Below are 26,022 nucleotides of genomic sequence, written 5' to 3' on the forward strand. Positions count from 1 at the left end.
AGTAAAGATCTACAGGTTGCCGCGCAGCTCCTGCTCCCGCTCGATCGCCTCGAACAGGGCCTTGAAGTTGCCCTTGCCGAAGCCGAGGGAGCCGTGCCGCTCGATGAACTCGAAGAACACCGTCGGCCGGTCCTGCACGGTCTTGGTGAAGATCTGCAGCAGGTAGCCGTCCTCGTCGCGGTCGACCAGGATGCGCCGCTTCTTCAGCTCCTCGACCGGGACGCGCACGTTGCCGATCCGCTCGCGCAGCTCGGGGTCGTCGTAGTAGGAGTCGGGCGTCTCCAGGAACTCCACCCCGGCGGCGCGCATGCGGTCGACGGTATCGAGGATGTCGCCCGTGGCCAGCGCGATGTGCTGCACGCCGGGGCCGCCGTAGAACTCCAGGTACTCGTCGATCTGCGACTTCTTCTTCGCCAGGGCCGGCTCGTTGAGCGGGAACTTGACCTTGCGGGTGCCGTCGGCCACCACCTTCGACATCAGCGCCGAGTACTCGGTCGCGATGTCGTCGCCGATGAACTCGGCCATCCGGGTGAAGCCCATGACCCGCTCGTAGAACTCGACCCACTCCTCCATGCGCTCGACGTTGCCGACGCAGTGGTCGATCGCCTGGAACATGCGCTTGCCGGGCTCCACGATCGGCTTCGCCTCGACGTACCCGGGCAGGTAGGGGCCGGTGTAGTTGGACCGGTCGACCAGCGTGTGCCGGGTCTCGCCGTAGGTGGCGATGGCCGCGAGCACCACCTTGCCGAACTCGTCCTCGACCACATACGGCTCCGCCAGGCCCGTGGCGCCCTGGGCCAGCGCGTGCGCGTACGCCGCGTCGACGTCGGGCACGTCGATGGCCAGGTCGATCACGCCGTCGCTGTGCGCGGCCACATGGCGGGCGAGGTCGGTGTCAGGCCTGACCGCCCCCCGGAACTCGAACCGGGCGCCGCCCGACTTGAGCACATAGGCCACCTCGTCGCGGCTGCCGGTCTCCGGCCCCTTGTACGCGATCAGGGTCATGCCGTAGGCCGTCGAATAGTAGTGGGCGGCCTGCTTCGCGTTGCCTACCGCGAACACGACCGCGTCCATGCCGTGGACAGGGAACACGTCATCGCTCATGGGGCCCACTCTGTTCTTCAGTGTCCAACCTGTGCAACTGTGTCCGGAAACAGTGGACAATGTGTCTAGTGCTGGGCGGATCGGGAAGAGCAATGTTGTGAGCGTTGACCAGCTGGATATCCGACTTGTGGCATTGCTGAATGAGGAACCCAGAATCGGGGTACTCGAGTGCAGCCGCCGCCTCAACGTCGCCCGGGGCACCGTCCAGGCCCGGCTCGACCGGCTGGTCGCCCGCGGGGTGATCATCGGTTTCGGACCCGAGATCGACCCGGCCGCCCTCGGCTACGATGTCACGGCGTTCGTGACGCTCCAGATCCGGCAGGTGTCCGGCCACGAGCCGCTCGCCGACCGGCTCGGCCGCATCCCCGAGGTGCTCGAAGTCCACACGATCACCGGCAGCGGCGACATGCTGTGCCGTATCGTCGCCCGTAGCAACGCCGATCTCCAGCGGGTCATCGACCTGATCGTCGATCTCCACGGGGTCATGCGCACCGAATCGGTGATCGCACTGGACACACCCGTCCCTTACCGCACACTTCCGCTGGTCAGGGCGGCACAGCGCTAAGTGCACGGAGCATCACGACGTATCGTTTACGGTGATGGTTCATCGTCGGCCGGGGGGTGCGCGTGGGGATCGGCAGGAAGATCGCGGGTTTGTGGCCGCGACGGAGGTTCCTGCGCATCGCCCTCATCGGCTTCGGCGCCGCCGCCGTAGCCGCGATCGGCGCCTTCGCGGTGATCTGGGTGCTCACCCCCATCCCCGACACGACCCAGGAACTGGCGACCGCCCAGGGCTCGGTGTTCTACTACCGCGACGGCAAGACGGTGCTGGCCAGCCGGGGCGTCGACCGTAAGAACGTGCCGCTCTCCGAGGTGCCGAAGCCGGTCAGGGAAGCCGTCATCGCGGCCGAGAACCGCACCTTCTACCAGGATCAGGGCGTGTCTCTCTCAGGTACGGCCAGAGCGATGTGGTCGACCCTCACGGGAGCCCAGATCCAGGGCGGCTCGACGATCACCCAGCAGCTGGTCCGCAACTACTACAGCGGGCTCAGCCAGGAACGGTCCATCATGCGCAAGCTCAAGGAGATCATGATCTCCCTGAAAGTGGATCGATCCAAGTCGAAAGACTGGGTCCTGGAGCAATACCTCAACACCATCTACTTCGGGCGCGGCGCCCACGGCATCCAGGCCGCGGCCCAGGCCTACTTCCGGGTCGACGTCGACAAGCTGACCCCCGCCCAGGGCGCCTACCTGGCCGCGGTGATCCAGCAGCCGTCCAACTTCGCCAACCCGACCGGCGCGATGCTGACCGCCGCGCAGGCCCGCTGGAAGTCGGTCGTCGACGGCATGGTCAAGATCAACGCGATCACCGCCGGCCAGGCCGCCCAGATGACCTTCCCCGAGCTCAAGAAGCAGAAGAAGCCGCTGTCGCTGTCGGGCCAGAACGGCTACATGCTGGCCCAGGTGGTCGGCGAGCTCAACCGCATGGGCTACAGCGACGAGGACATCTTCCAAGACGGCCTCAAGGTCACCACGACCTTCGACAAGAAGCTGATGGCCGCCGCCTCCGACGCCGTCGCCGAGATCCTGCCCGAGGGCACCCCCAAGAAGGTCCGCGCCGGCCTGGCGGCCGTCGACCCGGGCAACGGCGAGGTGGTCGCCTTCTACGGCGGCCGCGACTACGCCCAGAGCGAGTGGAACAGCGCCTTCGACGCCAAGGTCCAGGCCGGCTCCACCTTCAAGGCCTACGCGCTGGCCGCCGCCCTGCAAGACGGCGTGCCGCTGACCCAGCGCTACTACGGCAACTCGCCCATGTACGTCAACGGCGCCGCCATCCCCAACTCCGGCGGCTCCTCCTACGGCTCGGTCAACCTGGTGCAGGCCACCCAATACTCGGTGAACACCGCCTACGTCGACCTCGGCCAGCAGATCGGCCTCGACAAGATCGCCGCTGCGGCCGAGGCGGCCGGCATCCCCGCCGCCCAGCTCGCCCAGCACCGCAAGGCCGCCACCTTCCCGCTGGGGGTGGCGTCGGTGAGCGCCGTCCAGCAGGCGGGCGCCTACGCGACGTTCGCGTCCGGGGGCGTGCACCACGACCCCCACGTGATCAGGTCGGTGACCGACGGGAGCGGCAAGACCCGCAAGACCGACACCACCGGCCGCCGCGTCTTCACCGAGGACACCGCCGCCGACGCCACCTTCGCGATGGAACAGGTCGTCACCTCGGGCACCGGCACCGGCGCCCGCCTCTACGACCGCCCGGTGGCCGGCAAGACCGGCACCACCGACGCCTCGGCCGCCGTCTGGTTCAACGGCTTCACCCCGCAGTTGTCGGTGGCGGTCGACATGTTCCGCGACGACAACCTGCCGGTGACCATCCCCGGCTACGGCGAGCTCTACGGCGGCACCCTTCCGGCCCAGATCTGGAAGGCGTTCATGACCACCGCGATGGAGGGCAAGCCGGTCAAGGAGTTCCCCGACCCGGTGACCTACTACCGGTGGGACAACGACTACTACCGCCCGACCGACGACGAGGAACGCGAGTTCGCCTCCGGCGAGCCCAGCCCCGACCCGAGCCCGACGGCCCCCGGCGACGACGGGAACTCCCCGCCGCCCGGAGACGACGGCGGTCAGCCCGAGGTCACCCCGCCGCCCTCAGACGGCGGGGGCCCTGACGACGAACCCCCGTCGACGGAGGAACCCGGCAACCAGCAGCCCGACCTGCCCGATGAGAACAACCCGCCCGACGTGCCGGTGGGCACCCGCTAAGCGGGCCCGGTGGCCAGTTGTGCTCGGAGGTCGGCGGGTGTGGTGACCGGGAGGCGGCAGGCGAAGTTGCGGCACACGTAGGCGGCGGGCTCGCCGTCGACGAGGGTGCGGCCCGTCATCAGCGGCACGTCGCCCTCGCCCAGGGCGACGACCAGGCCCGGCGCGCCCGACATGAGGGCGGCGCGGTGCAGCGCCTTGACGCGGTCGTCCGACGGGTCGCCGGTGATGGCCACCTCGATCGGCCCCGCCAGCGCCGCCGCCGCGACGGCCAGCCCCCACCCGGCGAAGCGGGCGTAGCGGTCGGCCAGCGTCGACACCGTTCCGATCGCGGCCTCGGCCGCCTCGCGGTGCCGGGCCGAACCCGACAGCGCCGCATACGACAACAGCGCCCCGGCCGCCGCGAACTGCCCCGAGGGCGTCGCGTTGTCGGTCGGGTCCTGCGGCCGCTGGAAGAGGCGTTCGCCGTCGGCGGCGGTGTCGAAGAAGCCGCCCGCGCCGTCGGGGAACCGGTCGAGCAGCGTGCCGAGCAGGGCTTCGGCCTGCCGGTACCAGTGGACGTCGCCCGCGATGCCGTAGAGGGTGAGGAAACCCTCGGCGACGTCGGCGTAGTCCTCCAGCACCCCGGCGTTGCCGCCCGCCTGCCCGTCACGCGAGGTGCGCAGCAGCCGCCCGTCACTGATGTGGACCTCGTCGAGCAGCCGGGCCGCCCGCGCCGCCGCCTCGACCAGGGCCGGCCGGTCGAACAGCGCCCCCGTCTCGGCGAGCGCGGCGATGGCCAGCCCGTTCCAGGCCGCCACCACCTTGTCGTCACGCCCGGGACGCACCCGCAGCTCCCGCGCCGTCCGCAACCGCGCCCTGATCGACTCGTAGCGCTCCTGGTCGTCGGGGTCGGCGAGCAGCTGCAGCACCGAGGTGCCGTGCTCGAAGGTCCCGGTGACCTCGAACAACTCGGCCGCCCAGGCGGCGTCGGCCTGCCCGAGGACCTCCTGGAGCTGATCGGGCGTCCAGACGTAGAACCGCCCCTCCTCACCCTCGCTGTCGGCGTCGAGCGCCGAGGCGAAACCGCCCTCGGGGGTGCGCAGCTCGGCGATCATCCACTCGGCCGTCTCGAGCGCGATGCGCCTGGCGAGCGGAGAGCCGGTGTCCCGCCACCAGTGGGCGTAGACGCGCAGCAGCAGCGCGTTGTCATAGAGCATCTTCTCGAAGTGCGGCACCACCCACGACGCGTCGACGCTGTAGCGGGCGAACCCGCCTGCGAGCTGGTCGTAGAGGCCGCCCCGGGCCATCGCCTCCAGGGTGGTGTCGGCCATGGCGCGGGCGTCGGGAGTGCGTACCCGAAGCAGGAACTCCAGCACCATCGACGGCGGGAACTTCGGCGCCGCCCCGAACCCCCCGCGCTCGGCGTCGAAGCCCTCCTGGAGACTCCGCACCGCCGCCTCCAGCGTCTCGGCGGTCGGCAGCGGCCCCGACGGCAGGGCGGCCCGCTCGTTGAGCGCCTCGACGACCTTCCCGCCCTGATCGAGCACGGCCTCACGGTCAGTGGTCCAGGCTTCGTGGACGCCCATCAGCAGCCGCTGGAACCCCGCGCGCGGGAAGTAGGTGCCGGCGTAGAAGGGATGGCCGTCGGGCGTGGCGAAGACGGTCATCGGCCAGCCGCCCTGCCCGGTCATGGCCTGCGTGGCGGCCATGTAGACGGCGTCGACGTCGGGACGTTCCTCCCGATCGACCTTGATGTTGACGAACCGGGCGTTCATGATCGCCGCAGTGCCCTTGTCCTCGAAGGACTCATGGGCCATGACGTGGCACCAGTGGCAGGCGGAGTAGCCGACGGAGATGAGGAGAGGGACGTCGCGGCGTCTGGCCTCCGCGAAGGCGTCCGGGCCCCATTCGAACCAGTCGACGGGGTTGTCGGCATGCTGCAACAGGTAGGGGCTCGTGGCCCCGGCCAGCCGGTTCATACGGCCAAGCCTAGGTGAGCAACTCCGACGGCTCCGACGCCGCAGGTCCCGGCGGGCTGAGCCTGCCGGCTCTGGTCGGCTGAATCGAAGGTCAGGCTATTTCCCTATGGGGGGCGCGTGGCGCTCCATCAGATATTCGTCCCGCCACGCCCCATCGAGGAAGACGTGCTGGCGGGCGATCCCGATCGTACGGAACCCGTTCTTCTCCAGCACCCGCTTCGACCGGGGATTGTCGACCCGCACCGACGCCTCGACCCGGTGGAGCCCCAGCTCGCAGAACGCGATGTCGAGCACCACCCCCAGCGCCCTGGTCGCGACGCCGCGGCCGCCGTCCTTTTCGGCCACCCAGTAGCCGACCCGGGCCGACTGGAGGGCGCTGCGGAGGATCGTGTTGAGCGTGATGAACCCGCACGGGCGGTCGCCCAGGTAGATCATGGCGGGCCAGCGGTCGCCCGCGCGCGCGGCCGTGATCATCATGCGGATGTTGTCGCGCTGGCCGGCGATCGTGAAAAAGGCCTCTGTACGTTCCGGCTCATAGGGCCGCAGGAAATCGCGGTTCTCCTGATAGACGGCGGCCAGATCGGCCGCCATGGACAGCCCTATCGGCCGGATTTCCAGGTGCATCCAGCGATGCTACGCAGCCGACGTCGGCAGGTTGAACACCTGGTCGAGGGCCGTCACCTCGAAAAGATGGGCGATATATGGAGTCATCCCCACAAATCGCATCTCCGCCGGATGCTCTTCGGCCGCGTGATAAAGGTGGATCAAGGTCGCCAGGCCCGACGAGTCGATGAACGTCACCCCCGTCAGGTCGACCTCCAGCACTCTCAGGGCGCTGGTCATCAGCGTCGGCGTCATGGCGGCCAGGTCGGCCGACGTCGTGTAGTCGAAGTCTCCGGACAGCGTCAGCCGGGTGGTGTCGGGCTCCGGATTCTCGATCTCAATCAGGAAAGGCGCGGTTTCCATCAGGCTCCATCTGCGGCGAGCGTGCCCTCCGCCAGAAGGTGGCGGGCGCGCGGGAAATCATGCAGTTCGTCGTGGAGGAGGCGCAGGGCCAGCGCCACCGACCGGGACGGCACGCCGCGGGCGTGCAGGAGGTCGCAGGTCCACGTGACGAAGTCGGTGAACAGTCTCGTGTCGTCGATGTAGAGGGCGGCGGAGAGGAAGTCGGCGATGTGGGCCAGGTCGTCGGCGGTGTGATCGAACTGGGCCTGGGTGTAGTCGCGCATCGGCGGGAAACGGCGGGGGAGTTCGGCCATCACGCCGGCGAGGATCTCTCCCCGGCGTTTGGTGAACAGGGTGTACTCCTCGTCGGCCAGGTGGGCCAGGGTCGCACCGGGGGTGGGGAACGACGGGAGCCTGCCCTGTTCGAGCAGGTCGGCCGCCGCGTCGGCGGTGGGGGCCCAGCCGTCGGCGCCGAGCTTGGCGGCGAAGCGGCCGTCGAAGCCGAAGCCGGAGCCGCCCGCGAGGACCGGGATGCCGACGGCCTGGCAGGCGGTCAGGGTCGCGTGGGCGCGCGGCAGCCTCGTGGGGAGGGCGCAGCCGATCGCGACGGCGTCGGGGCCGGTCTGGTGGAGGTGGGTGATCAGATGAGGGCCCGGTACGTTGGCCCCGAGGAAGTCGACGTGCCAGCCGCGCAGCCGCAGGACCTCGGCCAGCAGGCGGGTCGGCAGGGCGTGGTATTCGCCGTCGGTGCAGGCCACGGTGATGCGGCTGCGGGTCGGGCGGGGGCGCACGGCGGTGGCGATGGCGGCCACGGCGCGTTCGCTGATCGCGGTGGCGCCGTGTTCGCGGGCCACCGACCAGGTGCCGGCCGCCCACAGTTCGCCGACGCGCCGCTGCGCCGGGGCGATCACGTCGAGGAGCAGCGACTCGGCCGGCACGCCCTCGCCGAGCAGGCCGAGGACGAGGTCGATCGCGCCGAACTCGTCGGCCGTGCCGACCTTCTCGAGGTAGTCGTCGACGACGTCGACCGCGACGCTCATCGTGACCGCCGGATCGCCAGCAGGGCGCGGTCGTCGAAGACTCCTCCCGCCAGCCAGTCGCTGTTCAACTGCTCCAGACGCTCCACGACGGCGGTCGCGGGCATGCCGGCGCAGGTGGCCAGGGCGGTCTTGAGGCGGTCGGAGCCGTACATCTCGCGGCCGGTGGGGCCGCCGAAGGCCTCGGTGATGCCGTCGCTGTAGAGGAGCAGCAGGTCGCCGGGGGCCAGTTCGATCGAGGCGGTGCGCAGGCTGATCGCGCCCGACTTGATCGCGCCCAGGAGGGTGCCCCGGGCGTCGACCTCCTCGACCGCGCCGTCGGCGCGCAGCAGCAGCGGGGCCGGGTGACCGGCCACGGCCAGGTCGATCACGCCCTCGCCGGGGTGGATCGCCGCCAGCACCAGCGTCACGTGGGACCGCGGCGTGTAGGAGCTCAGCAGCGCCTTGTTGATCAGGTGCATGAGCTGTTCGGGGTCGCGTTCGAGCAGCAGCAGCGCGCGCAGGCTGTGGCGCACCTGCCCGGCCAGCACGGCCGCGCGGGGGCCCTTGCCGCACACGTCGCCGAGGGTCACCAGCGGGCCGTCGGGAGTGGGCAGCGCGTCGTAGAAGTCGCCGCCGATCAGCGCGGTCTGCTGGGCGGAGCGCAGCGAACCGGCCAGTTCGAGGCCCTCGACCACGGGCAGCGGCGGCGGCCGCAGGTCGCCCGCGAGGATCGCGTTGGTCGCGCTCTGCTCCTGGTAGAGCACCGCGGCCGAGATCGCCGCGCCGGCGCGGGCGGCGAACACCCGGACCAGCGTCTCGGTCTCGTCGTCGAAACCGGCGCCGCCCTCGCGGCGGGCCAGCACCAGCGCGCCGGCGGGCACGCCGTTGCCGGGCAGCGGGGTCACCAGCAGGTGGCCCACGGGGCCGAAACCGGCCGGCAGCAGCCACTCGGGCGCCTGGTGCGGGTCGAGCCAGCGGCTGGGCACCGGCGGGAACCCGGCCAGCGCCTCGGCCAGGCCGGGCACCTGGTCGGCGTGGGCGACCGGGATGTCGCCCTCTTCGAGGCCCGCGTCGGACGACCGGAGCCAGGCGGTGCGCCGCAGGCCGCCCGGCGGCAGCACGACCATCGCCGCGTCGGCCAGCAGACCGGTCGCGAGCTCGGCGGTGGCGCGGGCGCAGCGGCGCGTGTTGAGCGAGGCGGACAGACGGCGGCCGGCCTCGACGAGGAACTGGGTGCGCTCGCGCTCGGCCCGCAGGGCGTCGGCGCGCGCGGTCTCGTTGGTGACGTCGCGCAGATACCACGCCTGGTGGACGATGCCGAAGATCTCGCGGCGGACCCGGAGCAGCCGGTCGCCCAGCGCCGTCTCGTAGGTCTCCCCGGGCTCGCGGGCGCGGTCGAGCAGGCTGATCACGTCGCCCGGGACCATCTCCCGTGCGGCGGCGTTGACCAGCACGACAGCGCCGTCGGCGTCGCACAGCACGACTCCGTCGGCGGCCGCTTCCACGATCGCCCGCAGTACCTCTGTCGAGGGCGCATGCGTTACCGAATCCATCACCGGACCTTTCGCGCGAGGATCGCTCAACTTTACCCGTCGGGGTCAGCGTCGACGCGTGCCTGCGATATTGCCCGTAAAGATGGCAATCATGCAGCTTGTGAATTGACCGGCGGGTGCCGGGTAGTTAGCGTGCGACGAGCTATCACAGGGGGACGGAGTGAACACCGACCAGCATCTCCGGTGGGCGATCACCACCGACCTGATCGGCCTGCGCGGCCGGGTGTCCGGCGTGGCCACCGAAGCAGGTCTGCGTGGCCACCGACTCAACGACCTGGTCACGGCGGTCAACGAAGCCGTGATCAACGTGCTGGAACACGGCGGCGGCGAGGGCCTCGTCGAGATCTGGTACGACGCCGACGGCATCACCGTCGAGGTGACCGACTCGGCCGGCACCCTCAAACCGCAGGACATCCACCGCAGCCGCCCCTCGTCGAGCACGCCCCGGGGCTTCGGCCTGTGGCTCATGGGCCAGCTGTGCGACGAGTTCAGCATCTCCCAGATGGTCGGCCGATCCCGCATCCGGTTGCGGATGACCCTTGCCCAGTCACCCCGCTAGCCGCGTCCGACCGGCGGGCGTAGGCTCACGACACGTGAGCGAGCGAGCCGTCGGGCACACGAGCCGGAAGCACCCGCCGACGGAGGAGACCGCGTGAGCGTCGATCTGGACTTCGCGGCGCGTCACGCGGGCCGGCCCGCCCGCGACCTGACCCGGCGCGACGTCGCCCGCGCCCTGCTGGCCGTGCCCTCGGGCCAGGCCCTGGTGTCGCTGCCCGAGCTGCGCCGCGACCTGATGGCGGCCGGGAACCCCCTCACGGTGGTGTTCTGGGAGTCGGCCAAGTCGACCCTGACCCGTATCGAGTCGGGCGTGGCCACCGTCGGCGACGTGCAGCGCTGGCTCGAGTCGACCGGCACCGAGCCGATCCTGCTGACCCGCAGCTACTTCGTCTGGCCCGACGAGAGCGAACGCGGCCCGGTGGCCACCGAGATGTACGGCCGCCTCGTCGCCCACCTGGAGGAGCTCGTCGAAGCGGGGGTGATCGACCCCGACGCGCTCGCCCAGGGCGACGTGACCTCGCGGCAGGCGTACGAGGAGCTGCAGGAGCGCTGGCTCACGGCCGGGCTGCCCGACGGGCGGGTGCCGGGCGTCTCGGTGAGCGAGGAGCAGGACGCCGAGCTCTACGCCGCCTGGGACGAGGAGGAGGCTTACGCCCTCCAGGAGCTCAGGAGGGCCCTCGACGACCTGCCCGAGCCGCCCTTCCCGGCGGGCGACCTGAAGGCGGCGGCCGACCGGCTGCGGCGTTCGCTGGTCTCGCCGGGCTTCCCCGGCAACGTGCTGCGGGCCTGCGCCGGCCTCGACGAAGACCGGCTGCCCGACGCCGACGAAGACCTGTGGTTGCGGGTGGCCGCCGGCATCGCCGCGCCGATCTCCGACCTGCCCGACGAAGAGGACGCCGCCCGGTTCTTCGACCTCGACGGCGAGCTCAGCCACGAAGACTCGGTGCTGGCGTCGTTGTGCGCGATCCACCACGCCGACTGGCTGGCCGCGATCGTCGCGCTGACCCGCTACGGCCCCGGGGTGCTGGCCTCGCCCGAGCGCATCGCCCGGTTCATCGCCGATTCCGAAGACCTGGTGAGCGAGCCCGACGACCCCGAGGAGCTCGAGGCGACCGAGATGCTGTTCACCTCGGTCACCCCGTTGTGGGCCCATCTCGGGATCGTCGACAAGGCCGAGGTGCTCACTCCGCTCGGCTGGTGGGGCCTGCCCAAGGCCCTCGAACGCGCCTGGTCAGGCGACTAGGTCGGCGTATTCGGGGTGGCGCTCGATGTAGCCCTTGATGAACGGGCACATCGGCACCACCTCGAGGCCACGCTCGCGGGCCGAGTCGAGCACCGCGCGGGCCAGCTTCGAGCCGAGGCCCTTGCCCTCGTGGGCCGGATCGATCTCGGTGTGCACGAACACGATCCGGCCGGGGCGCGGCAGGCGGTATTTGACGAAGCCCGCGACCGCGCCGTCGACGCTGATCTCGAAGCGCCCGGCCTCGGCGTCGTCGGCGACGTCAGTCACTTTTGGATCCCTCGTGGGGCACCTCGATCTTCGCGATCTGCCGGTTCATCGACTTGATCAGGAAGAACAGGGCCACGCCGATGGAGGCGACGACGATGAACCCCAGCAGGCCGGGGCCGATTGCCGTCGGGTCGGTGGCGGGAGCAGCGATCGAAATCACGGTATGTAGTCTACGAGCAGGGGGCGGCGCCGGTTCCGGCGGGGACCTGGATGCCGGTGAACAGGTCGTCCTCCGGGAGGGTCACGTCGACCAGTGAACGGGCCAGGTGGTAGTCCTCGGTCGGCCAGACCTCCTGCTGGATCTCGCGCGGGCAGGCGAACCAGAACCCGTCGGGGTCGACCTGGGTGGCGTGGGCCATCAGGGCGCGGTCGCGGGTCTCGAACCAGTCGCCGCAGGGCACCCGGGTGGTCGTCTCCCACTTCTGCGGGCGGTCCTCCCAGCGGGCGATCCAGTCGGCGTAGGGGGAGCCCAGGCCGCGGGCGTTCATGGCCTCGTGGAGCGCCTCGAAGCGGGCCTTGGTGAAACCGCCGTGGAAGTACATCTTGAGCGGCTGCCACGGCTCGCCCGTGCCCGGGTAGCGGTCGGGGTCGCCGGCCGCGTCGAAGGCCTCGACCGACACCCGGTTGGTCTTGATGTGGTCGGGGTGCGGGTAGCCGCCGTCGTCGTCGTAGGTGAGGATCACGTGGGGCCGGAACTCGCGGACGGCCGCCACGAGCGGCGCCGACGCGACCTCGATCGGCTGGAGGGCGAAGCAGCCCTCAGGCAGCGGCTCGTTCTCGTCTTCGGGCAGGCCCGAGTCGACGAAGCCGAGGAACCGCTGGTCCACGCCGAGGATCTCCCTCGCGCGCTCCATCTCCAGCCGGCGGACCTCGCCCATGTTCTCCAGGATGTCGGGGCGGTCCATCTTGGGGTTCAAGATCGAACCGCGTTCCCCGCCCGTGCAGGTCACGACGAGGACCTCGACGCCCTCGGCGGCGTACCGGGCCATCGTCGCGGCGCCCTTGCTCGACTCGTCGTCGGGGTGCGCGTGCACGGCCATCAGCCTCAGCGCGTTCGTCACGGCTCTCCTTGTCAAAGCATCCAATAGCGTTGGTGAGAATTGTCTCGGACAACGCCGGGACCTCGCAGGGAGATTCCTTTCATGTCGGCACCAGCTCCGCGCCCGATCCTGGGCACCCCCGACGAGTTCCCGCCGAGGCCGCCCATGGGGCGCGGCCGGTTCGTCGTGTACGCCGTCATGGCCGTCGTCGTCGCGATCGTGGCCGGCGGCTGGGGTTACGTGATCCTGTCGGCGCGGGGCAACCCGGAGGTGCGGGCCGACGTCATGACCTTCGACACCAGCCGCCCCGATTCCGCCGAGATCACCTTCATGGTGCACAAGCCGGAAGACCGCGCGGCGACGTGCCGTCTGCGGGCCGTCGACGTCCACCACGTCGAGGTCGGGACCCGGGAGATCACCATTCCCCCGGGCGACGGTGACGTCACCCTGACCGAACAGGTGAGGATCAACGCGCAAGCCACAAGCGTAGATGTTCAGGGCTGCTCCCTCGTATAGACTGGAATCTTTGGGGAAGCGTTCGAAGGCGTTAACTTGTTAGCCCTTCGACTCACCTAGGGAAGCAAGGAGAACCCGCGTGGCCGTCTCCCACAACGAGAACGTCACCTGGCTGACGCAGGAGGCGTACGACCGCCTCAAAGAGGAGTACGACCGCCTTTCTGGCCCGGGTCGGATCGAGATCGCCAAGAAGATCGAGGCCGCCCGCGAGGAGGGCGACCTGAAGGAGAACGGCGGCTACCACGCCGCCAAGGACGAACAGGGCAAGATGGAGGCCCGGATCTTCCACCTCCGGCAGATCCTCGACACCGCGAAGGTGGGCGAGGCGCCCCGCACCGAAGGTGTGGTGGGTCCCGGCATGACGGTGACGATCCGGTTCGAGGGTGACGACGAAGAGGTCACCTTCCTGCTCGCCTCCCGCGAGGAGAGCGGTTCGCCGATCGACGTCTATTCGCCGAAGTCGCCGCTGGGGGCTGCGATCAACGGCAAGAAGATCGGCGAGAAGGCCAGCTACACCATGCCCAACGGTCGCTCGATCACCGTCGAGGTGCTGGAGGCGGTTCCCTACATTGGGAGCTGACGCGTTCGTCTGACATCGAATCCGCCGGAGAAGCGTGCTCCGGCGGATTTTGACTTCTCGGGCCTCATTGGGCACAGTCGTGGAACGGGACAGCCCGATGAACGTCTTCGGAGGGAGTGGTGGCGTGCCCCTGCGGGTCGGAGGCTTCCTCCACGAAGCCCGTCAGGATCTCGCCTATCGCCCCCGGCTTCGCCGCCCCCACCTCGCCCGACGGGCCGTCCCCGTCATCGGGGTCGCGCTCGCGGTGGTGCTGATCACCGACTTACTCGTGCTCGCCGGGCTCGACGGGGTGCAGGAACGCGCCGCCCTCGACCTGCCCCGCCCGCCCGCCGCCGGCGACTACGTCGCGGCCAGCGGTCAGGTCCCCACCAACGCGGTCGCCCCCCTGGGCAAGCTGGCCCGCCCCCACCTCTTCGTCGTCGCCCCCTCGGCGCTCAAGCCCGAGCAGGTCGACGAGGTCCGCAGGCAGAAGGGCGTGAAGGCGGTCGAGCTCGCCGACGCCGCCGACGTGAACCTCGGCGGCTGGCGGGTGCCGACGATGGGCGTCGACCCCTCGACGTTCCGCCGGTTCACCCCGAAGAAGACCGCCTCCTCCGACGAACTCTGGACCAACGTGGCCGCCGGCGACGTCGTGGTCTCCTACGAACTCGGCAAGGAGGGCGGCCTCAAGCTCGGCGGCGACGTCGCGAGCCCCGGGGCCGAGCTGCGGGTGGGCGCCTACGCCACGGTCGGCATGGGGTCGATCCACGCCGTGGTCTCCCGCGAGACCGCGACCCGGCTCGGGCTGCCCCACGGCAACGCCATGGTGGTGAGCGCGCCCAGCGTCGACTCCGCCAAGCTGCGCAAGGCGCTGCTGAAGGTGCTGCCGGGCAGCCAGATCGCCACGATCAACCCGGTCGTGGTCGCGCCGCCGCGCCAGCACATCGCCCAGCCGCGGCAGGTCGTGCAGTGGCCGGCCTCGGCGTTCATGACCAGCCCGCAGATGCAGACCGCGCTGCAGGCGGCCGCCTCCAAGCTCGGCAGCCGCTACGTGTGGGGGGCCGAGGGCCCCGACACCTTCGACTGCTCCGGCCTGGTGCAGTGGGCCTTCGCGCAGGCCGGCATCAAGATGCCGAGGGTGACCAACCAGCAGTGGGCGACCGGGCCGCAGGTCTCGCTCGCCCAGGCCCAGCCGGGCGACCTGCTGTTCTGGCGCAGCGACCCGACCAACCCGGGCTACATCTCCCACGTGGCCATCTACTGGGGCGACGGGAAGATGCTCCACTCGCCGCGTACCGGCGACGTCGTGAAGATCGCCCCGATCAACATGCGCAACCTCGCCGGAGTGGTGCGGGTCAGCCCTCAGGTCGCGGCGCAGGTTCGATAGGCAGGCCGGCCTCCAGCAGGGCGAACGCCTCGTCGACCATGTCGGCGAACGGGACGTCGTCTTCGGCGGTCGCCCAGGTCTGCAGCACCGGGATGATCGTGCCCATGACCGCGCCGATGAGGACGCGTACCGGGAACGAGGCGGGGTCGGCGCCGGTGCGGGCGGCGATGCCGTCGGCGAGCAGGTCCATCGTGTCGAGCATGTTCTGGAAGATCCGGGCCCTGATGGCCGGCACGCCCATCTGGAGGCGGGCGCGGGCCCGGATCTCGGTGAGCTCGTGGTCGGGGATGCCGCGCATGGCCTCGCCGAAGGCGTTGCGCAGGGCCCTGACCGGCGGCACGTCGGGCGGCTGGGCGGTCAGGCGCTCGACCAGCAGCGGGTCGTAGTCGTCTTGGACGACGATGTCTTCCTTGGTGGGGAAGTAGCGGAAGAGCGTGCTGGGGGACACCTCGGCGGCCTCGGCGATCTGCTCGATCGTGGTCGCGTCGTAGCCCTGCTGGGCGAACAACCGCAGGGCGTGTTCCTGGATCGTCCGCCGAGTCTTCTCCTTCTTGCGTTCACGCAGTCCCGGCGAGTTCATGGGTCGATTCTCCCGCCGGTTCCGCGGGAGCGGAACGCATGAACGTCACGATCAGCAGCGCGGCGAGCACCATCAGGCCGCCGCAGGCCCACAACACGGCGTCCATGGCGTCGGCGAAGGCCGCCCGGCCGGCGTCGGCCCAGCCGGGCACGCGCACCGCCGTCGCCACCGAGTCGCGCACCGGGGCGGGGGCGGCCGGGGGGAGCGCGTGGACGTACACGGAAGAAAGAAGGCTGCCCAGCCCGGCCACGCCGAACGCGCCGCCGGTCTGGCGGAGGGCCTGGAGCACGCCGTTGCCCATGCCGGTGCGGTCGGGCGGGAGGAGGGCGAGCAGGCCGTCCATGGCCGGGACCATGGTCAGACCCACGCCGGCCCCGGCGAGGGCGAGCCAGGTCGCGGTGTACGGATAGTCGCCCGGCAGCACCGCCCCCGCCATCAGGCCCGCCGCCAGCAGCAGCAGTCCGGCGGCCATGATGACCCGCAGGCTCAGCAGCCTGATCAGGCGCTCGCCGACCAGGCCGCCCGCCATCAGCCCGGCGACCATGGGCACGATGCGCAACCCGGTGCCCATCGCGTCGAAACCCTGGACGGCCTGGAGGTAGAGCGGCGCGACGAACAGCACGCCCATCATGCCGAGCGAGACCACGGTCGCGCCGAGGGCGCCCCAGACGAAGGTGCGGTCGCGGAACAGCGCCAGGTCCATCATCGGGGCCTGGGCGCGGGCCTCCACGCGTACGAAGAGAAGAAGGAGCAGCAGTCCGGCGGCGATCGGCCCGAGCACCAGGGGCGAGCCCCAGCCGCGCACCGGCGCCTCGATGACGCCGAAGACCAGCGCGGCGAGGCCGGTCACCGACAGCAGCGTGCCGGGGACGTCGGCGCCCTTCCGCTGCGGATCCCGCGACTCCGGCACCAGCACCACCACCGCGACCAGGGCGACCACCACGGCGGGCAGGTTGATCAGGAAGATCGAGCCCCACCAGAAGTGGTCGAGCAGGTAGCCGCCGACGATCGGGCCGAGCGGCAGGCCCACGGCCATGCCGGCGGTGAAGACGGCGATGGCCCTGGCCCGCTCGGCGGGCGGGAAGATCGTCGGCAGGATCGACGTCGACAGCGGCGTGATCAGGGCCGCCCCCGCGCCCATGAGCGCCCGCCCGGCGATCAGCCACCCGGTGGAGTCGGCCAGCATCGCCACGGCCGAGGCGACGCCGAACGCCACCAGCCCCGCGACCAGCAGCTTCTTGCGCCCGAACCGGTCGCCGAAGACCCCGGCGGGCAGCAGCAGGGCGGCGAACACGACGAGGTAGGCGTCGACGATCCACTGGAGTTCACCGGTGGTCGCGCCGAGGTCGACGGCGAGGGTGGGCAGCGCGACGTTGAGCACGGTCGCGTCGAGCCCGATCACGAGAACGGAGAGAACCAGGGCTGATAAGGCCCACCATCTGGAAGCGAGACGCGGGCGGCCGGAGGCCGACCGTGGCTCGCGTTCGGGAATCTGCCCAAATGAAGTCGTCATTTTTTGATAGTAGCTCTCAAAAAGTAGTTACTGTCAATATCGTGCTGCGTCGCGAGCAACGATGTAATGTTGATTACATGAGTGCAGAAGCCGAGTGGTTCGCCCACCGCCTCCCCGAGAACTGGTTCACCGAGCGCCCCGAGGTCGTCGTCGACCGCGAGGAGATCACCGTCGTCGGCGCGCTTCCCCCGCTGACCGTGACCGAGGGCCTGCCCGACCCCGAGCGGGCCGCCGCCGAGGAGGGCTACGTCGAGCGGTTCCGCGAAGAGACCCGCGAGCGGCGCATCGAGATCGCCCGGCAGGCCGAGCACCGCTTCCGCCGGAAGGTCTCCTGGGGGGTGAAGATCGGCGGCGACGTGGTGATGTTCACCACACTCTCGGTCCCGGTCATGACCCGGCTGCGGCAGGGCGAACGGCAGGTGCTCGACACGCTCGTCGCCGCCGGGGTCGCGCGCAGCCGTTCCGACGCCCTCGCCTGGTGCGTGCGCCTGGTCGGCCGCCACACCGACACCTGGCTCGCTGACCTGCGCGATGCCCTCCAGGCGGTCGACCGCGTGCGGGCCGCGGGCCCCGGCGGAGTGGACTGAACCAATTCGCCGAATGGTCTAAACCATTCATCATGGCCTATACCAATGTTTAGTCGGTTATCTACGGGAAAGAGGGTGGCGGCACAATTTGAAATGGTTCGTCAGGGGTAAGCTCCTCCCATCATCCACGCGCTGACCAGCGGTTGTGGTGGCGAATACGCACTGGTCCACACCAATTGGATTTAGTGGGTAATCGTCGCGGATGATGAATTGGCCCTGACGTACATTAAGGAGCCGACCTCGTGTCCGTGTCAGTACAGGTGTCGCATCCGACCACTCATGCCGCGCTGGCCGCCTGGGTCAGCGAGATCGCGGAACTCACCGAACCCGACCGGATCGAATGGTGCGACGGGTCCGAGGTCGAATGGACCCGGCTCACCAACATGCTCGTCGAGCAGGGCACCCTGACCCGGCTGAAGGCCCGGCCCAACAGCTTCCACGCCGCCTCCGACCCGTCCGACGTCGCCCGCGTCGAAGACCGCACCTTCATCTGCTCCGAGCAGGAGAAGGACGCCGGTCCGACCAACAACTGGATCGCTCCCGGCGAGATGCGCCGTACCTTCGGGAAGCTGTTCAAGGGCTCGATGCGCGGCCGGACCATGTACGTGGTCCCGTTCTGCATGGGCCCCCTCGGCGGCCCGATCTCCCAGCTCGGCGTGGAGATCACCGACTCGGCCTACGTGGCCGTCTCGATGCGCGTGATGACCCGCATGGGCGAGGAGGCCCTGCGCCTCATCGAGGAACGCGGCGACTTCGTGAAGTGCGTGCACTCCGTCGGCGCCCCGCTCGAACCCGGGCACGACGACGTCGCCTGGCCGTGCAGCGACACCAAGTACATCAGCCACTTCCCGGAGACCCGCGAGATCTGGTCGTACGGCTCCGGTTACGGCGGCAACGCCCTGCTCGGCAAGAAGTGCTACGCCCTGCGGATCGCCAGCACGATGGCCCGCGACGAGGGCTGGCTGGCCGAGCACATGCTGATCCTCAAGCTCACCCCGCCCAGCGGCGAGACCCGCTACATCGCGGCGGCCTTCCCGTCGGCGTGCGGCAAGACCAACTTGGCGATGCTCCAGCCGACCATCCCGGGCTGGACGGTCGAGACGATCGGCGACGACATCGCCTGGATGCGGTTCGGCGACGACGGCCGCCTCTACGCGATCAACCCCGAGGCTGGCTTCTTCGGGGTCGCGCCCGGCACCGGCCAGACCACCAACGCCAACGCGATCAAGACGTTGTGGGGCAACAGCATCTTCACCAACGTCGCGCTGACCGACGACGGCGACGTCTGGTGGGAGGGCCTCACCGACGAGCCGCCCGCCCACCTGACCGACTGGCGCGGCGACCCGTGGACGCCCGACTCGGGCGAGCTCGCCGCCCACCCGAACGCCCGGTTCACCACGCCGGCCCACCAGTGCCCGACGATCGCCCGCGAGTGGCAGGACCCGAAGGGCGTGCCGATCTCGGCGATCCTCTTCGGCGGCCGGCGCGCGACGGCGGTCCCGCTGGTCACCGAGGCCCGCAGCTGGCGGCACGGCGTGTTCATGGGCGCCAACGTGGCCTCCGAGAAGACCGCCGCGGCCGAGGGCACGGTCGGCGAACTGCGCCACGACCCGTTCGCGATGTTGCCGTTCTGCGGCTACAACATGGGCGACTACTTCGCCCACTGGCTGGAGATCGGCGAGACGAAGGGCGCCCGGCTGCCCCGGATCTACTACGTGAACTGGTTCCGCAAGGACGCCGAGGGCCGCTTCGTGTGGCCCGGCTTCGGCGAGAACAGCCGGGTCCTGAAGTGGATCGTCGAACGCCTCAACGGCCAGGCCGAGGCGGTCGACACCCCGATCGGACGCCTGCCCGTCAAGATCGACACCGAGGGCCTCGACATTGCCGAGGACGACATGGAGCTGCTGCTCACCGTCGACCGCGACGTCTGGCGCCGCGAGGCGGCCCTGATCCCGGCCCACTTCCAGACCTTCGGCGAGCACCTGCCCGAAGGACTCTGGGAGGAGTACCGCACCCTGGTCGACCGCCTGGGCTGACCTCACCCCGAGCAGGAGTCCCGCCAACGACGTCGGGCCTCCCCCATTGCGGACGGCCCGCGCCATCACGGCGCGGGTCGTCTCGCGTCGGCGGAAATCGTGAATGCGCCGACCGGGGGTCGTATGTGATCGTTCAGGGACGAGACGATCACTTCTGGAGGTGGTGTGGACTTCTTCCTGCTCTTCGTCCCCGCGCTCGTCGTCGCCGTGGCGGTCCTGGTCCAGGCGTGGCGGCTGCGGCGGGAACTGCGCCGGGTCCGGTCGCGCGCCGGGTCCGTCCCCGCCGATCTCGGTCCCTACGCCCTGGCCCACCTCGTCGGCGGGCGGGACCGCGTCTTCCGGACCGCCCTGGCGGCGCTGGTCATGCAGGGCCGGGCGCGGATCTCCCGCGACGGCCTCGTCACGGCCGTCCGGGGTGTGCCCGGCGGTCCCGCCGAGCCGGTCGAGCGGGGGCTGCTCGACCTGATCGGCGCCTCCGGCGGCTGGACGGTCCCGGATCTGCGGCTGACCTTCGGCCGGAGCGGCGTGCACACCGACGGCGTCGTCCGCGAACTGCACGACGCGGGCCTGCTGAACGAGGCGACGCGCGCCACGGCCGAGCGGGCCGTCGCCATCCTGCGCGGGTGGTGCTGGGCGGCGGCCCTGTTCACGCCGCTGGGCCTCCTCTCGCTGGCGCTCGGCTGGTTCGAGACGGTGCTGTGGAGCGTGCTGACGCTGACGGTCTCCCTGCTCACGGTGATCATCGGGGTGGCCGTCGCCGCCGCCTACGCCGAGGCGAACCGCCGCGAGGTGACCGACGCCGGCCGCGCGGCCGTCAGGGCGGCCGAGGCCCGGCATCCCCGCCGCGCCGCGATCCCTCCTCCGTCGCCGTCGACCGTGGAGGACGTCGTCCAGGTCGCGATCTACGGGATGGCCGCCTACGTCGGCCCGGACCAGGAGCAGGTGCGGAGCGCCGATTCCGGCGACTCCGGCGGCTCCGCGACCGCACAATCCGGCGGCGGGTCGAGCTACACCGGGTCGAGTTGCAGTTCGTCGAGCTGTAGCTCGTCGAGTTGTGGCGGCGGGTATTAACGGTCGGCTTTCGTCATTGCGGACGATGTGCGAACCGCGACCCTCATGCGATCGTCTAATCGGTTGAACTTCCCCTCGGAGTCGTCCCCTGGAGGCGGCATGGGCTCCCTTTTGCTCTTCGTCCTCGCGTCCGTCGCGTCCGTCGTGGTCTTCCGTCAGGCGGGACGGGTGAAGAAGGAACAGCGCCGGGTCAAAGCCGGCGGCTACCATCCCACGGCTCCGCCCGACCCCTACTCGCTGGCCTTCCTCGCCGGCGGCCCGCGCCGGGTGGTGAACACCGCGGTCGCGGTGCTCGTCTCCCAGGGGCGGGTGCGCATCTCCCGCGACGGCACCGTCACGGCGGTCCGGGGCATCTCCGGGGCGCCCGCCGAGCGGATCGAGCAGGAGGTGCTCGACCTGGCGGCCGGGAGCAACGGCCGTTCGCTGGCCGACATCCGGCGCACCGCCGCCGTCGGGCCGGCGGTGACCGGCATCGACTACGGGCTGCGCGGGCAGGGTCTCGTGGTGGCCGAGTCGGCGCTCACCGTGGCCCGGCGGGCCAACACCACGCTGCGCCGGCTGGTGATCATCCCTGGCCTGCTCGTGCCGGTCAGCATCGTGACGATGGCGCTGGGCTGGTTCGACTTCCTGGTCTGGAACGTGCTGACCCTGGTGATCTCGACGCTGACGTGGATCATCGCGCTGGCGATCTCCTCGGGCTACGCCAAGGAGAACCGCAGCGTGCTGACCGACGCCGGGCACGCCGCGCTCAGGTCGGCCATGGCGCGTTACCCGCGCACCCGGGAGCTCGCCTACGCCCACAACAGCGGCAACGACAGCACGCTCGCCCTCTACGGCATCGCCATCTACACCGGGCCCGGCCACACCGAGCTGCAGAACGGCGCCGGGTGCGGCGCGGGGGCCTGCGGCGGCCCGTCGGGCTCCGACGCCGGATGGGGCTCCGGCTCCGACTTCGGCGGCGGCGACTTCGGCGGTGGCGGGGGCGACTCAGGCGGCGGCGACTCCGGCGGCGGGTCGAGCTGCGGGGGTGGCTGCGGCGGAGGAGGTTGCGGTGGTGGCAGCTGACCGGCTCGGCGTCGGCATCGGCTGGCGGTCGGAGATCGACCTGACCGTCGAGCACCTGCCCGGGGTCGAGTTCACCGAGGTCATCGCCGAGACGGTGCAGCCCGGCCGGGTGCCCGAGTCGTTGCGGGTGCTGCGTGCCCGGGGCGTCCCGGTGATCCCCCACGGGGTGGCGCTCGGGCTCGGCGGGGCCGAACGGCCCGACCGGGCCCGGCTCGACCACCTGGCGGCCGCCGCCGAGGCGCTCGGGTCTCCGCTGGTGTCCGAACATCTCGCGTACGTCCGCTCGGGCGACCTCGAAGCCGGGCACCTGCTGCCGGTGCCGCGCACCCGCGACGCGCTGGCCGTGATCGTGGAGAACGTGCGGATCGCCCTCGACTGCCTGCCGGTGCCGCTGGCCCTGGAGAACGTCGCGGCCCTGTTCGGCTGGCCGGGCGACGAGCTGACCGAGGCCCAGTTCCTCGGCGAGCTCGTCGAGCGGACCGGGGTGAAGCTGCTGATCGACGTCGCCAACCTCTACACCAACCAGGTCAACCTGGGCCTCGACGCGGTCAAGGCCCTCGACGCGCTGCCCCTCGAACACGTCGCCTACGTCCACGTCGCCGGCGGCCACGGCCACGGCGACGTGTGGCACGACACCCACACCGCGTCCCCGCCGGAGGAGGTGCTCGACCTGCTGGCCGAGCTCTGCGCCCGCCACCGGCCGCCGGGCGCGCTGCTGGAGTGGGACGCCGACTATCCGAGCGACGCCGACCTCGCGGCCGAACTCGACCGCATCAGGGCGGCGATGGGCCGTGGCTGAGCCGAACCGGCGCGGCCGGTCGGCGCCGGCTGCGGGCCGGGCCCACGGCGGCGGTCGGCGCCGGCCGGGCGGAGCCGTAACGGAGCCGAAGAATGGATGACCCCCGCGCCCGGCTCGCCGATCAGCAGCGGGCCCTGCTGTCGGCGCTGGTGGCCGGGGCGGCTGCGCCCGAGGGTTTCGACGCCGAGCGGCTGCGCATCCAGGCCGGGAGCCTGATCGCCAAGCGGCGGGGGCTGGTCGCGGTGCTCCGGCCCGACGTGGTGCAGGCGCTCGGGAACGGCTTCGCCCGGGAGTTCCACGCCTACGCTTCCGGCCGGCCGAAACCCCAGGGCGGCTCGCGGGCCGACGCGGCGGCGTTCGCCGACTGGCTGCGGGGCCGGGGGCTGCTCGACGCCCCCGATCCGGAGCTCCGGCAAAAGCGGCACTGGTGGCGGCTCACCCCAAAGAGGGATCAATCACGGTAGGGCCGGTTTGCGGGGGTCCGCCCGGGATACCCTCTGTGGCGTGGGTGGACTACGGTGCGTTGATGGGTCGTACCTGACCGTTGATCCCGTGGCATGCCGCGACAGCGCCGGGGTGCCCTACGAGGTCACGCTGGAGCTGTTCCGCGACGGCGCGGCCTACGGCTCGGTCGGGGAACGCTGCGGCTGGTTCCTGGCCCGCCTGGCCCGGTCGGTGGCCGAGGCCCGGGAGTCCCAGCTTTCCTGGAGCGATCCCGACGACCGGTTCCCGGGCGAGGCCGACGAGGCCGAGCTGTTCGGGTTCCGCTACCGCAGCCGCACCGACGTCGTGGGCGGCGGGGAACTGCGCTGCCAGCTGCGGCTCATCCCCGTCTGGGTGCCCGGCCGGGGCGCGACCGGCCGCTGGCGGCTGACCCGCCGGGCCTGCGTCGAGGCGTGGGGCGCGCCGGGCATCGGGCTGCGCGCGGTGGTCACTTCAGGAGAACTCCTGATGTTTCTGATGTCTCTCGTGACAGAGGCAGAAGTCCGGCTTGGCGCACAATATGGGATGGAACGTAACAGCTCCCTCATTTCGGGAGCGGGGATGGCATCTCGCCCCCGATAATTGCTTGACCATGTCTGTCATGTGACAGCTGGCTCAAGCGAATCACCGGGGGAGTCATGGACCTGCGCGATCTTGTTTACAAGGTGTACGAACGCAGGCTCGAACGAAAGCTCACCTCCATCCAGGCCCCCCGCCACGTCGGCGTGATCGTCGACGGCAACCGCCGCTGGGCCCGCTCGAACGGCCACGAAGACGTGCGCCACGGCCACCAGAAGGGCGCCGACAAGATCTCCGAGCTCCTCGTGTGGTGCAAGGAGGCCGGCGTCGAGTACGTCACCCTGTGGCTCCTCTCCACCGACAACCTCTCGCGGGACAAGAAGGAGCTCGAACCGCTCCTCCAGGTGATCGAGAACCTGGTCGACGACCTGGTCGAACAGGGATGGCACGTCAAGCCCATGGGGTCGCTGGACCTGCTGCCCGATCACACGGCTCATGTCCTGAAAAATGCGAAAGAGGCAACATCACACCGGCCTGGGCTGATTGTGAACGTGGCCGTTGGGTATGGAGGAAGACGTGAGATCGCTGATGCGGTGCGCTCCCTCCTCCAGGAGCACGCCAGCAAGGGGGCGAGCATCGAGGACCTCGTGGAGGTCCTCGATGTGGAGCACATCGCTGAGCATCTCTACACGCGCGGCCTGCCCGATCCGGATCTCGTCATCCGGACCTCGGGAGAGCAGCGACTCTCCGGATTCCTGCTGTGGCAGAGTGCTCACTCCGAGTTCTACTTCTGCGAGGCCTACTGGCCCGATTTCCGCAGAGTGGACTTTCTGCGCGCACTCCGCGCCTACGCCGCGCGTAACCGTCGGTACGGCTCCTGAAACGGCACGTGAACACCCCCTTTCGGACAGGATTGGAGCGTTGGCGCGGGGGGATTCAGGACGTACCGTAAGACGTGAGCATCCACGCTCACCTCGGGAGAGGGCCCGTTCTTGCGTCTTGATGACTTCGCAGGTGGGGCCGGTTCCCGGCACCGCCGTGAAGGCGTCCGGGCCCGGTCCGTTCACCACCAGTCAAGGCAGGGCGCCGACCCCCGGCGCCCGGGGGAGAACGCGTGGCATTGTCCAACCCGTCCATGTCCGGTCACTCGTCTGGCACCTCCCGGCGCACGTACATCCTGGACACCTCTGTCCTGCTCGCAGACCCGGCCGCCATGAGCCGGTTCGACGAACATGAAGTGGTGCTCCCCGTTGTCGTGATCACAGAGCTGGAAGGTAAGCGGCACCATCCCGAACTGGGATACTTCGCCCGCAAAGCCCTGCGATTCCTGGACGATCTGCGTGTCCAGCACGGCCGTCTCGACGAGCCGATCCCGATGGGTGAGGGAACCCTGAGGGTCGAGCTCAACCACAGCGACCCGTCCGGCCTGCCGGCCGGGTTCCGGCTGGGCGACAACGACACGCGCATCCTCACCGTCGCGCAGAACCTGGCGTCCGAGGGATACGACGTCGTGCTGGTCTCCAAAGACCTGCCGATGCGCATCAAGGCCGCCTCGATCGGCCTGGCCGCCGAGGAATACCGAGCGGAGCTGGTCGCCGAGTCCGATGAGAGCTGGACCGGCATGGACGAGCTCCAGGTCACCACGGAAGACGTGGAGGCGCTCTTCGAACACGGCTCGACCGAGCTCCAAGAGGCCCGCGACCTGCCGACCCACACGGGTCTGCGGCTGCTGACCAGCAAGGGTTCCGCGCTCGGACGGGTGCTCCCCGACAAGTCGGTGCGCCTGGTGCGCGGCGACCGCGAGGTGTTCGGCCTCCACGGCCGCAGCGCCGAGCAGCGCATCGCGCTCGACCTGCTGATGGACCCGGAGATCGGGATCGTCTCGCTGGGCGGCCGCGCGGGTACCGGCAAGTCGGCGCTGGCGCTCTGCGCCGGTCTGGAGGCCGTGCTCGAACGCCGCCAGCACCGCAAGGTCATCGTCTTCCGCCCGCTCTACGCGGTCGGCGGCCAGGACCTCGGCTACCTGCCCGGCACCGAGAACGAGAAGATGGGCCCGTGGGCCCAGGCCGTCTACGACACGCTGGGCGCGGTGACCACGCCCGAGGTGATCGAGGAGGTCCTCGACCGGGGCATGCTGGAAGTGCTGCCGCTGACCCACATCCGCGGCCGGTCGCTCCACGACGCGTTCGTGATCGTCGACGAGGCCCAGTCGCTCGAACGCGGCGTGCTGCTGACGGTCCTGTCGCGCATCGGCGCCAACTCGCGGGTCGTGCTGACCCACGACATCGCCCAGCGCGACAACCTGCGGGTCGGCCGCCACGACGGCGTCGTCGCGGTGGTGGAGAAGCTGAAGGGACATCCGCTCTTCGCCCACGTGACCCTGACGCGTTCGGAACGGTCCCCGATCGCCGCACTGGTGACGGAGATGCTCGAAGACATCACCCCGTAGGA

27 protein-coding genes are annotated in these 26,022 nt (G+C 70.4%); 16 read left to right on the top strand and 11 right to left on the bottom strand.

What is annotated here, in order from left to right; translation table 11 throughout:
* Positions 1 to 9 precede the first annotated feature (9 nt).
* A complete protein-coding gene (gene hppD / locus AW274_RS32360; RefSeq protein WP_062440454.1) occupies positions 10 to 1,104 on the bottom strand; it encodes a 4-hydroxyphenylpyruvate dioxygenase in 1,095 nt (364 codons plus the stop codon).
* A gap of 97 nt (positions 1,105 to 1,201) precedes the next feature.
* Here hppD and AW274_RS32365 point away from each other — a divergent pair, with 97 nt between their 5' ends.
* The gene (locus AW274_RS32365) at positions 1,202 to 1,669 is read left to right on the top strand and encodes an Lrp/AsnC family transcriptional regulator (RefSeq protein ID WP_062338945.1); all 468 of its coding nucleotides are present in this window, start codon (positions 1,202 to 1,204) and stop codon (positions 1,667 to 1,669) included.
* A 62-nt stretch (positions 1,670 to 1,731) separates the two neighbouring features.
* Positions 1,732 to 3,873, top strand: coding sequence for a transglycosylase domain-containing protein (locus tag AW274_RS32370; RefSeq protein WP_062440457.1), 2,142 nt, complete (start codon positions 1,732 to 1,734; stop codon positions 3,871 to 3,873).
* On the opposite strand, the gene AW274_RS32375 is transcribed toward AW274_RS32370, so the two are convergent.
* The 5 genes from AW274_RS32375 to AW274_RS32395 all read right to left on the bottom strand — a co-directional run bounded on the left by AW274_RS32375 (position 3,870) and on the right by AW274_RS32395 (position 9,348).
* Positions 3,870 to 5,831, bottom strand: coding sequence for a thioredoxin domain-containing protein (locus AW274_RS32375; RefSeq protein ID WP_062440460.1), 1,962 nt, complete (start codon positions 5,829 to 5,831; stop codon positions 3,870 to 3,872). The two genes, AW274_RS32370 and AW274_RS32375, sit on opposite strands and share 4 nt — an antisense overlap.
* A gap of 96 nt (positions 5,832 to 5,927) precedes the next feature.
* Entirely contained in the window at positions 5,928 to 6,455 is a 528-nt protein-coding gene (locus AW274_RS32380; RefSeq protein WP_063813768.1) for a GNAT family N-acetyltransferase, read from the bottom strand.
* Between the two features lie 9 nt (positions 6,456 to 6,464).
* Positions 6,465 to 6,797 carry an STAS domain-containing protein gene (locus tag AW274_RS32385; protein ID WP_062440466.1) on the bottom strand — a complete coding sequence of 111 codons (333 nt, stop codon included), beginning with the start codon at positions 6,795 to 6,797 and terminating at the stop codon, positions 6,465 to 6,467.
* A complete protein-coding gene (locus AW274_RS32390; RefSeq protein ID WP_062440469.1) occupies positions 6,797 to 7,816 on the bottom strand; it encodes a cobalamin B12-binding domain-containing protein in 1,020 nt (339 codons plus the stop codon). The genes AW274_RS32385 and AW274_RS32390 overlap by 1 nt, the downstream gene beginning before the upstream one ends.
* Positions 7,813 to 9,348, bottom strand: a complete 1,536-nt coding sequence (locus tag AW274_RS32395; RefSeq protein WP_083975161.1) for a SpoIIE family protein phosphatase — start codon at positions 9,346 to 9,348, stop codon at positions 7,813 to 7,815. The genes AW274_RS32390 and AW274_RS32395 overlap by 4 nt, the downstream gene beginning before the upstream one ends.
* 160 nt (positions 9,349 to 9,508) lie before the next feature.
* On the opposite strand from AW274_RS32395, the gene AW274_RS32400 reads away from it, so the two are divergent.
* Both AW274_RS32400 and AW274_RS32405 read left to right on the top strand, forming a co-directional pair.
* Positions 9,509 to 9,907 carry an ATP-binding protein gene (locus tag AW274_RS32400; protein ID WP_062440475.1) on the top strand — a complete coding sequence of 133 codons (399 nt, stop codon included), beginning with the start codon at positions 9,509 to 9,511 and terminating at the stop codon, positions 9,905 to 9,907.
* 93 nt (positions 9,908 to 10,000) lie between these two features.
* Complete coding sequence (locus AW274_RS32405) at positions 10,001 to 11,149, top strand: hypothetical protein (RefSeq protein ID WP_062440478.1); 1,149 nt, start codon at positions 10,001 to 10,003, stop codon at positions 11,147 to 11,149.
* Here AW274_RS32405 and AW274_RS32410 read toward each other — a convergent pair.
* The 3 genes from AW274_RS32410 to mca are packed head-to-tail and all read right to left on the bottom strand — an operon-like array spanning position 11,138 to position 12,477.
* Complete coding sequence (locus tag AW274_RS32410) at positions 11,138 to 11,416, bottom strand: GNAT family N-acetyltransferase (RefSeq protein WP_062440481.1); 279 nt, start codon at positions 11,414 to 11,416, stop codon at positions 11,138 to 11,140. The two genes, AW274_RS32405 and AW274_RS32410, sit on opposite strands and share 12 nt — an antisense overlap.
* Positions 11,409 to 11,576 (bottom strand): hypothetical protein, encoded by a 168-nt coding sequence (locus AW274_RS40750; protein ID WP_157520847.1) that lies wholly within the window; start codon positions 11,574 to 11,576, stop codon positions 11,409 to 11,411. The genes AW274_RS32410 and AW274_RS40750 overlap by 8 nt, the downstream gene beginning before the upstream one ends.
* Positions 11,577 to 11,586: 10 nt before the next feature.
* Entirely contained in the window at positions 11,587 to 12,477 is an 891-nt protein-coding gene (gene mca / locus AW274_RS32415; RefSeq protein ID WP_062440484.1) for a mycothiol conjugate amidase Mca, read from the bottom strand.
* An 81-nt stretch (positions 12,478 to 12,558) separates the two neighbouring features.
* Between mca and AW274_RS32420 the strand changes: the two genes are divergently transcribed.
* The 3 genes from AW274_RS32420 to AW274_RS32430 all read left to right on the top strand — a co-directional run bounded on the left by AW274_RS32420 (position 12,559) and on the right by AW274_RS32430 (position 14,918).
* Positions 12,559 to 12,972 (top strand): DUF4307 domain-containing protein, encoded by a 414-nt coding sequence (locus tag AW274_RS32420; RefSeq protein WP_062440487.1) that lies wholly within the window; start codon positions 12,559 to 12,561, stop codon positions 12,970 to 12,972.
* Between the two features lie 79 nt (positions 12,973 to 13,051).
* The gene (gene greA / locus AW274_RS32425; RefSeq protein WP_062338955.1) at positions 13,052 to 13,552 is read left to right on the top strand and encodes a transcription elongation factor GreA; all 501 of its coding nucleotides are present in this window, start codon (positions 13,052 to 13,054) and stop codon (positions 13,550 to 13,552) included.
* Positions 13,553 to 13,676: 124 nt separating this feature from the next.
* Complete coding sequence (locus AW274_RS32430) at positions 13,677 to 14,918, top strand: C40 family peptidase (protein ID WP_232320578.1); 1,242 nt, start codon at positions 13,677 to 13,679, stop codon at positions 14,916 to 14,918.
* On the opposite strand, the gene AW274_RS32435 is transcribed toward AW274_RS32430, so the two are convergent.
* Positions 14,887 to 15,498 carry an acyl-CoA-like ligand-binding transcription factor gene (locus tag AW274_RS32435; protein ID WP_062440490.1) on the bottom strand — a complete coding sequence of 204 codons (612 nt, stop codon included), beginning with the start codon at positions 15,496 to 15,498 and terminating at the stop codon, positions 14,887 to 14,889. The genes AW274_RS32430 and AW274_RS32435 overlap by 32 nt on opposite strands.
* The gene (locus AW274_RS32440) at positions 15,476 to 16,990 is read right to left on the bottom strand and encodes an MFS transporter (RefSeq protein ID WP_062440694.1); all 1,515 of its coding nucleotides are present in this window, start codon (positions 16,988 to 16,990) and stop codon (positions 15,476 to 15,478) included. The genes AW274_RS32435 and AW274_RS32440 overlap by 23 nt, the downstream gene beginning before the upstream one ends.
* 98 nt (positions 16,991 to 17,088) lie before the next feature.
* On the opposite strand from AW274_RS32440, the gene abmR reads away from it, so the two are divergent.
* The 9 genes from abmR (at position 17,089) to phoH2 (ending at position 26,020) form a co-directional block, all read left to right on the top strand.
* The gene (abmR, locus tag AW274_RS32445) at positions 17,089 to 17,598 is read left to right on the top strand and encodes an ATP-binding transcription factor AbmR (protein ID WP_062440493.1); all 510 of its coding nucleotides are present in this window, start codon (positions 17,089 to 17,091) and stop codon (positions 17,596 to 17,598) included.
* A 242-nt stretch (positions 17,599 to 17,840) separates the two neighbouring features.
* Entirely contained in the window at positions 17,841 to 19,634 is a 1,794-nt protein-coding gene (locus tag AW274_RS32450; RefSeq protein WP_062440496.1) for a phosphoenolpyruvate carboxykinase (GTP), read from the top strand.
* Positions 19,635 to 19,799: 165 nt separating this feature from the next.
* Complete coding sequence (locus AW274_RS41570; RefSeq protein ID WP_062440499.1) at positions 19,800 to 20,705, top strand: TIGR04222 domain-containing membrane protein; 906 nt, start codon at positions 19,800 to 19,802, stop codon at positions 20,703 to 20,705.
* Between the two features lie 99 nt (positions 20,706 to 20,804).
* Entirely contained in the window at positions 20,805 to 21,770 is a 966-nt protein-coding gene (locus AW274_RS32460; protein WP_062440503.1) for a TIGR04222 domain-containing membrane protein, read from the top strand.
* Positions 21,757 to 22,569, top strand: coding sequence for an MbnB/TglH/ChrH family RiPP precursor modification enzyme (locus AW274_RS32465; protein WP_232320580.1), 813 nt, complete (start codon positions 21,757 to 21,759; stop codon positions 22,567 to 22,569). Before AW274_RS32460 ends, AW274_RS32465 begins: the two co-directional genes overlap by 14 nt.
* A 92-nt stretch (positions 22,570 to 22,661) precedes the next feature.
* Complete coding sequence (locus AW274_RS32470) at positions 22,662 to 23,033, top strand: SCO6045 C-terminal-like domain-containing protein (RefSeq protein WP_062440509.1); 372 nt, start codon at positions 22,662 to 22,664, stop codon at positions 23,031 to 23,033.
* 88 nt (positions 23,034 to 23,121) lie between these two features.
* Positions 23,122 to 23,634, top strand: a complete 513-nt coding sequence (locus AW274_RS32475) for a hypothetical protein (RefSeq protein WP_232320581.1) — start codon at positions 23,122 to 23,124, stop codon at positions 23,632 to 23,634.
* A 56-nt stretch (positions 23,635 to 23,690) separates the two neighbouring features.
* Positions 23,691 to 24,452: an isoprenyl transferase gene (locus tag AW274_RS32480; protein WP_062338964.1), complete on the top strand. Its 762-nt coding sequence runs from the start codon at positions 23,691 to 23,693 to the stop codon at positions 24,450 to 24,452.
* A 254-nt stretch (positions 24,453 to 24,706) separates the two neighbouring features.
* Positions 24,707 to 26,020, top strand: a complete 1,314-nt coding sequence (gene phoH2, locus AW274_RS32485; RefSeq protein ID WP_083975169.1) for an RNA 5'-3' helicase PhoH2 — start codon at positions 24,707 to 24,709, stop codon at positions 26,018 to 26,020.
* Positions 26,021 to 26,022: the final 2 nt, after the last annotated feature.

It is taken from the genome of Herbidospora daliensis (assembly GCF_001570585.1).
GTDB classification, from domain to species: Bacteria; Actinomycetota; Actinomycetes; order Streptosporangiales; family Streptosporangiaceae; genus Herbidospora; species Herbidospora daliensis.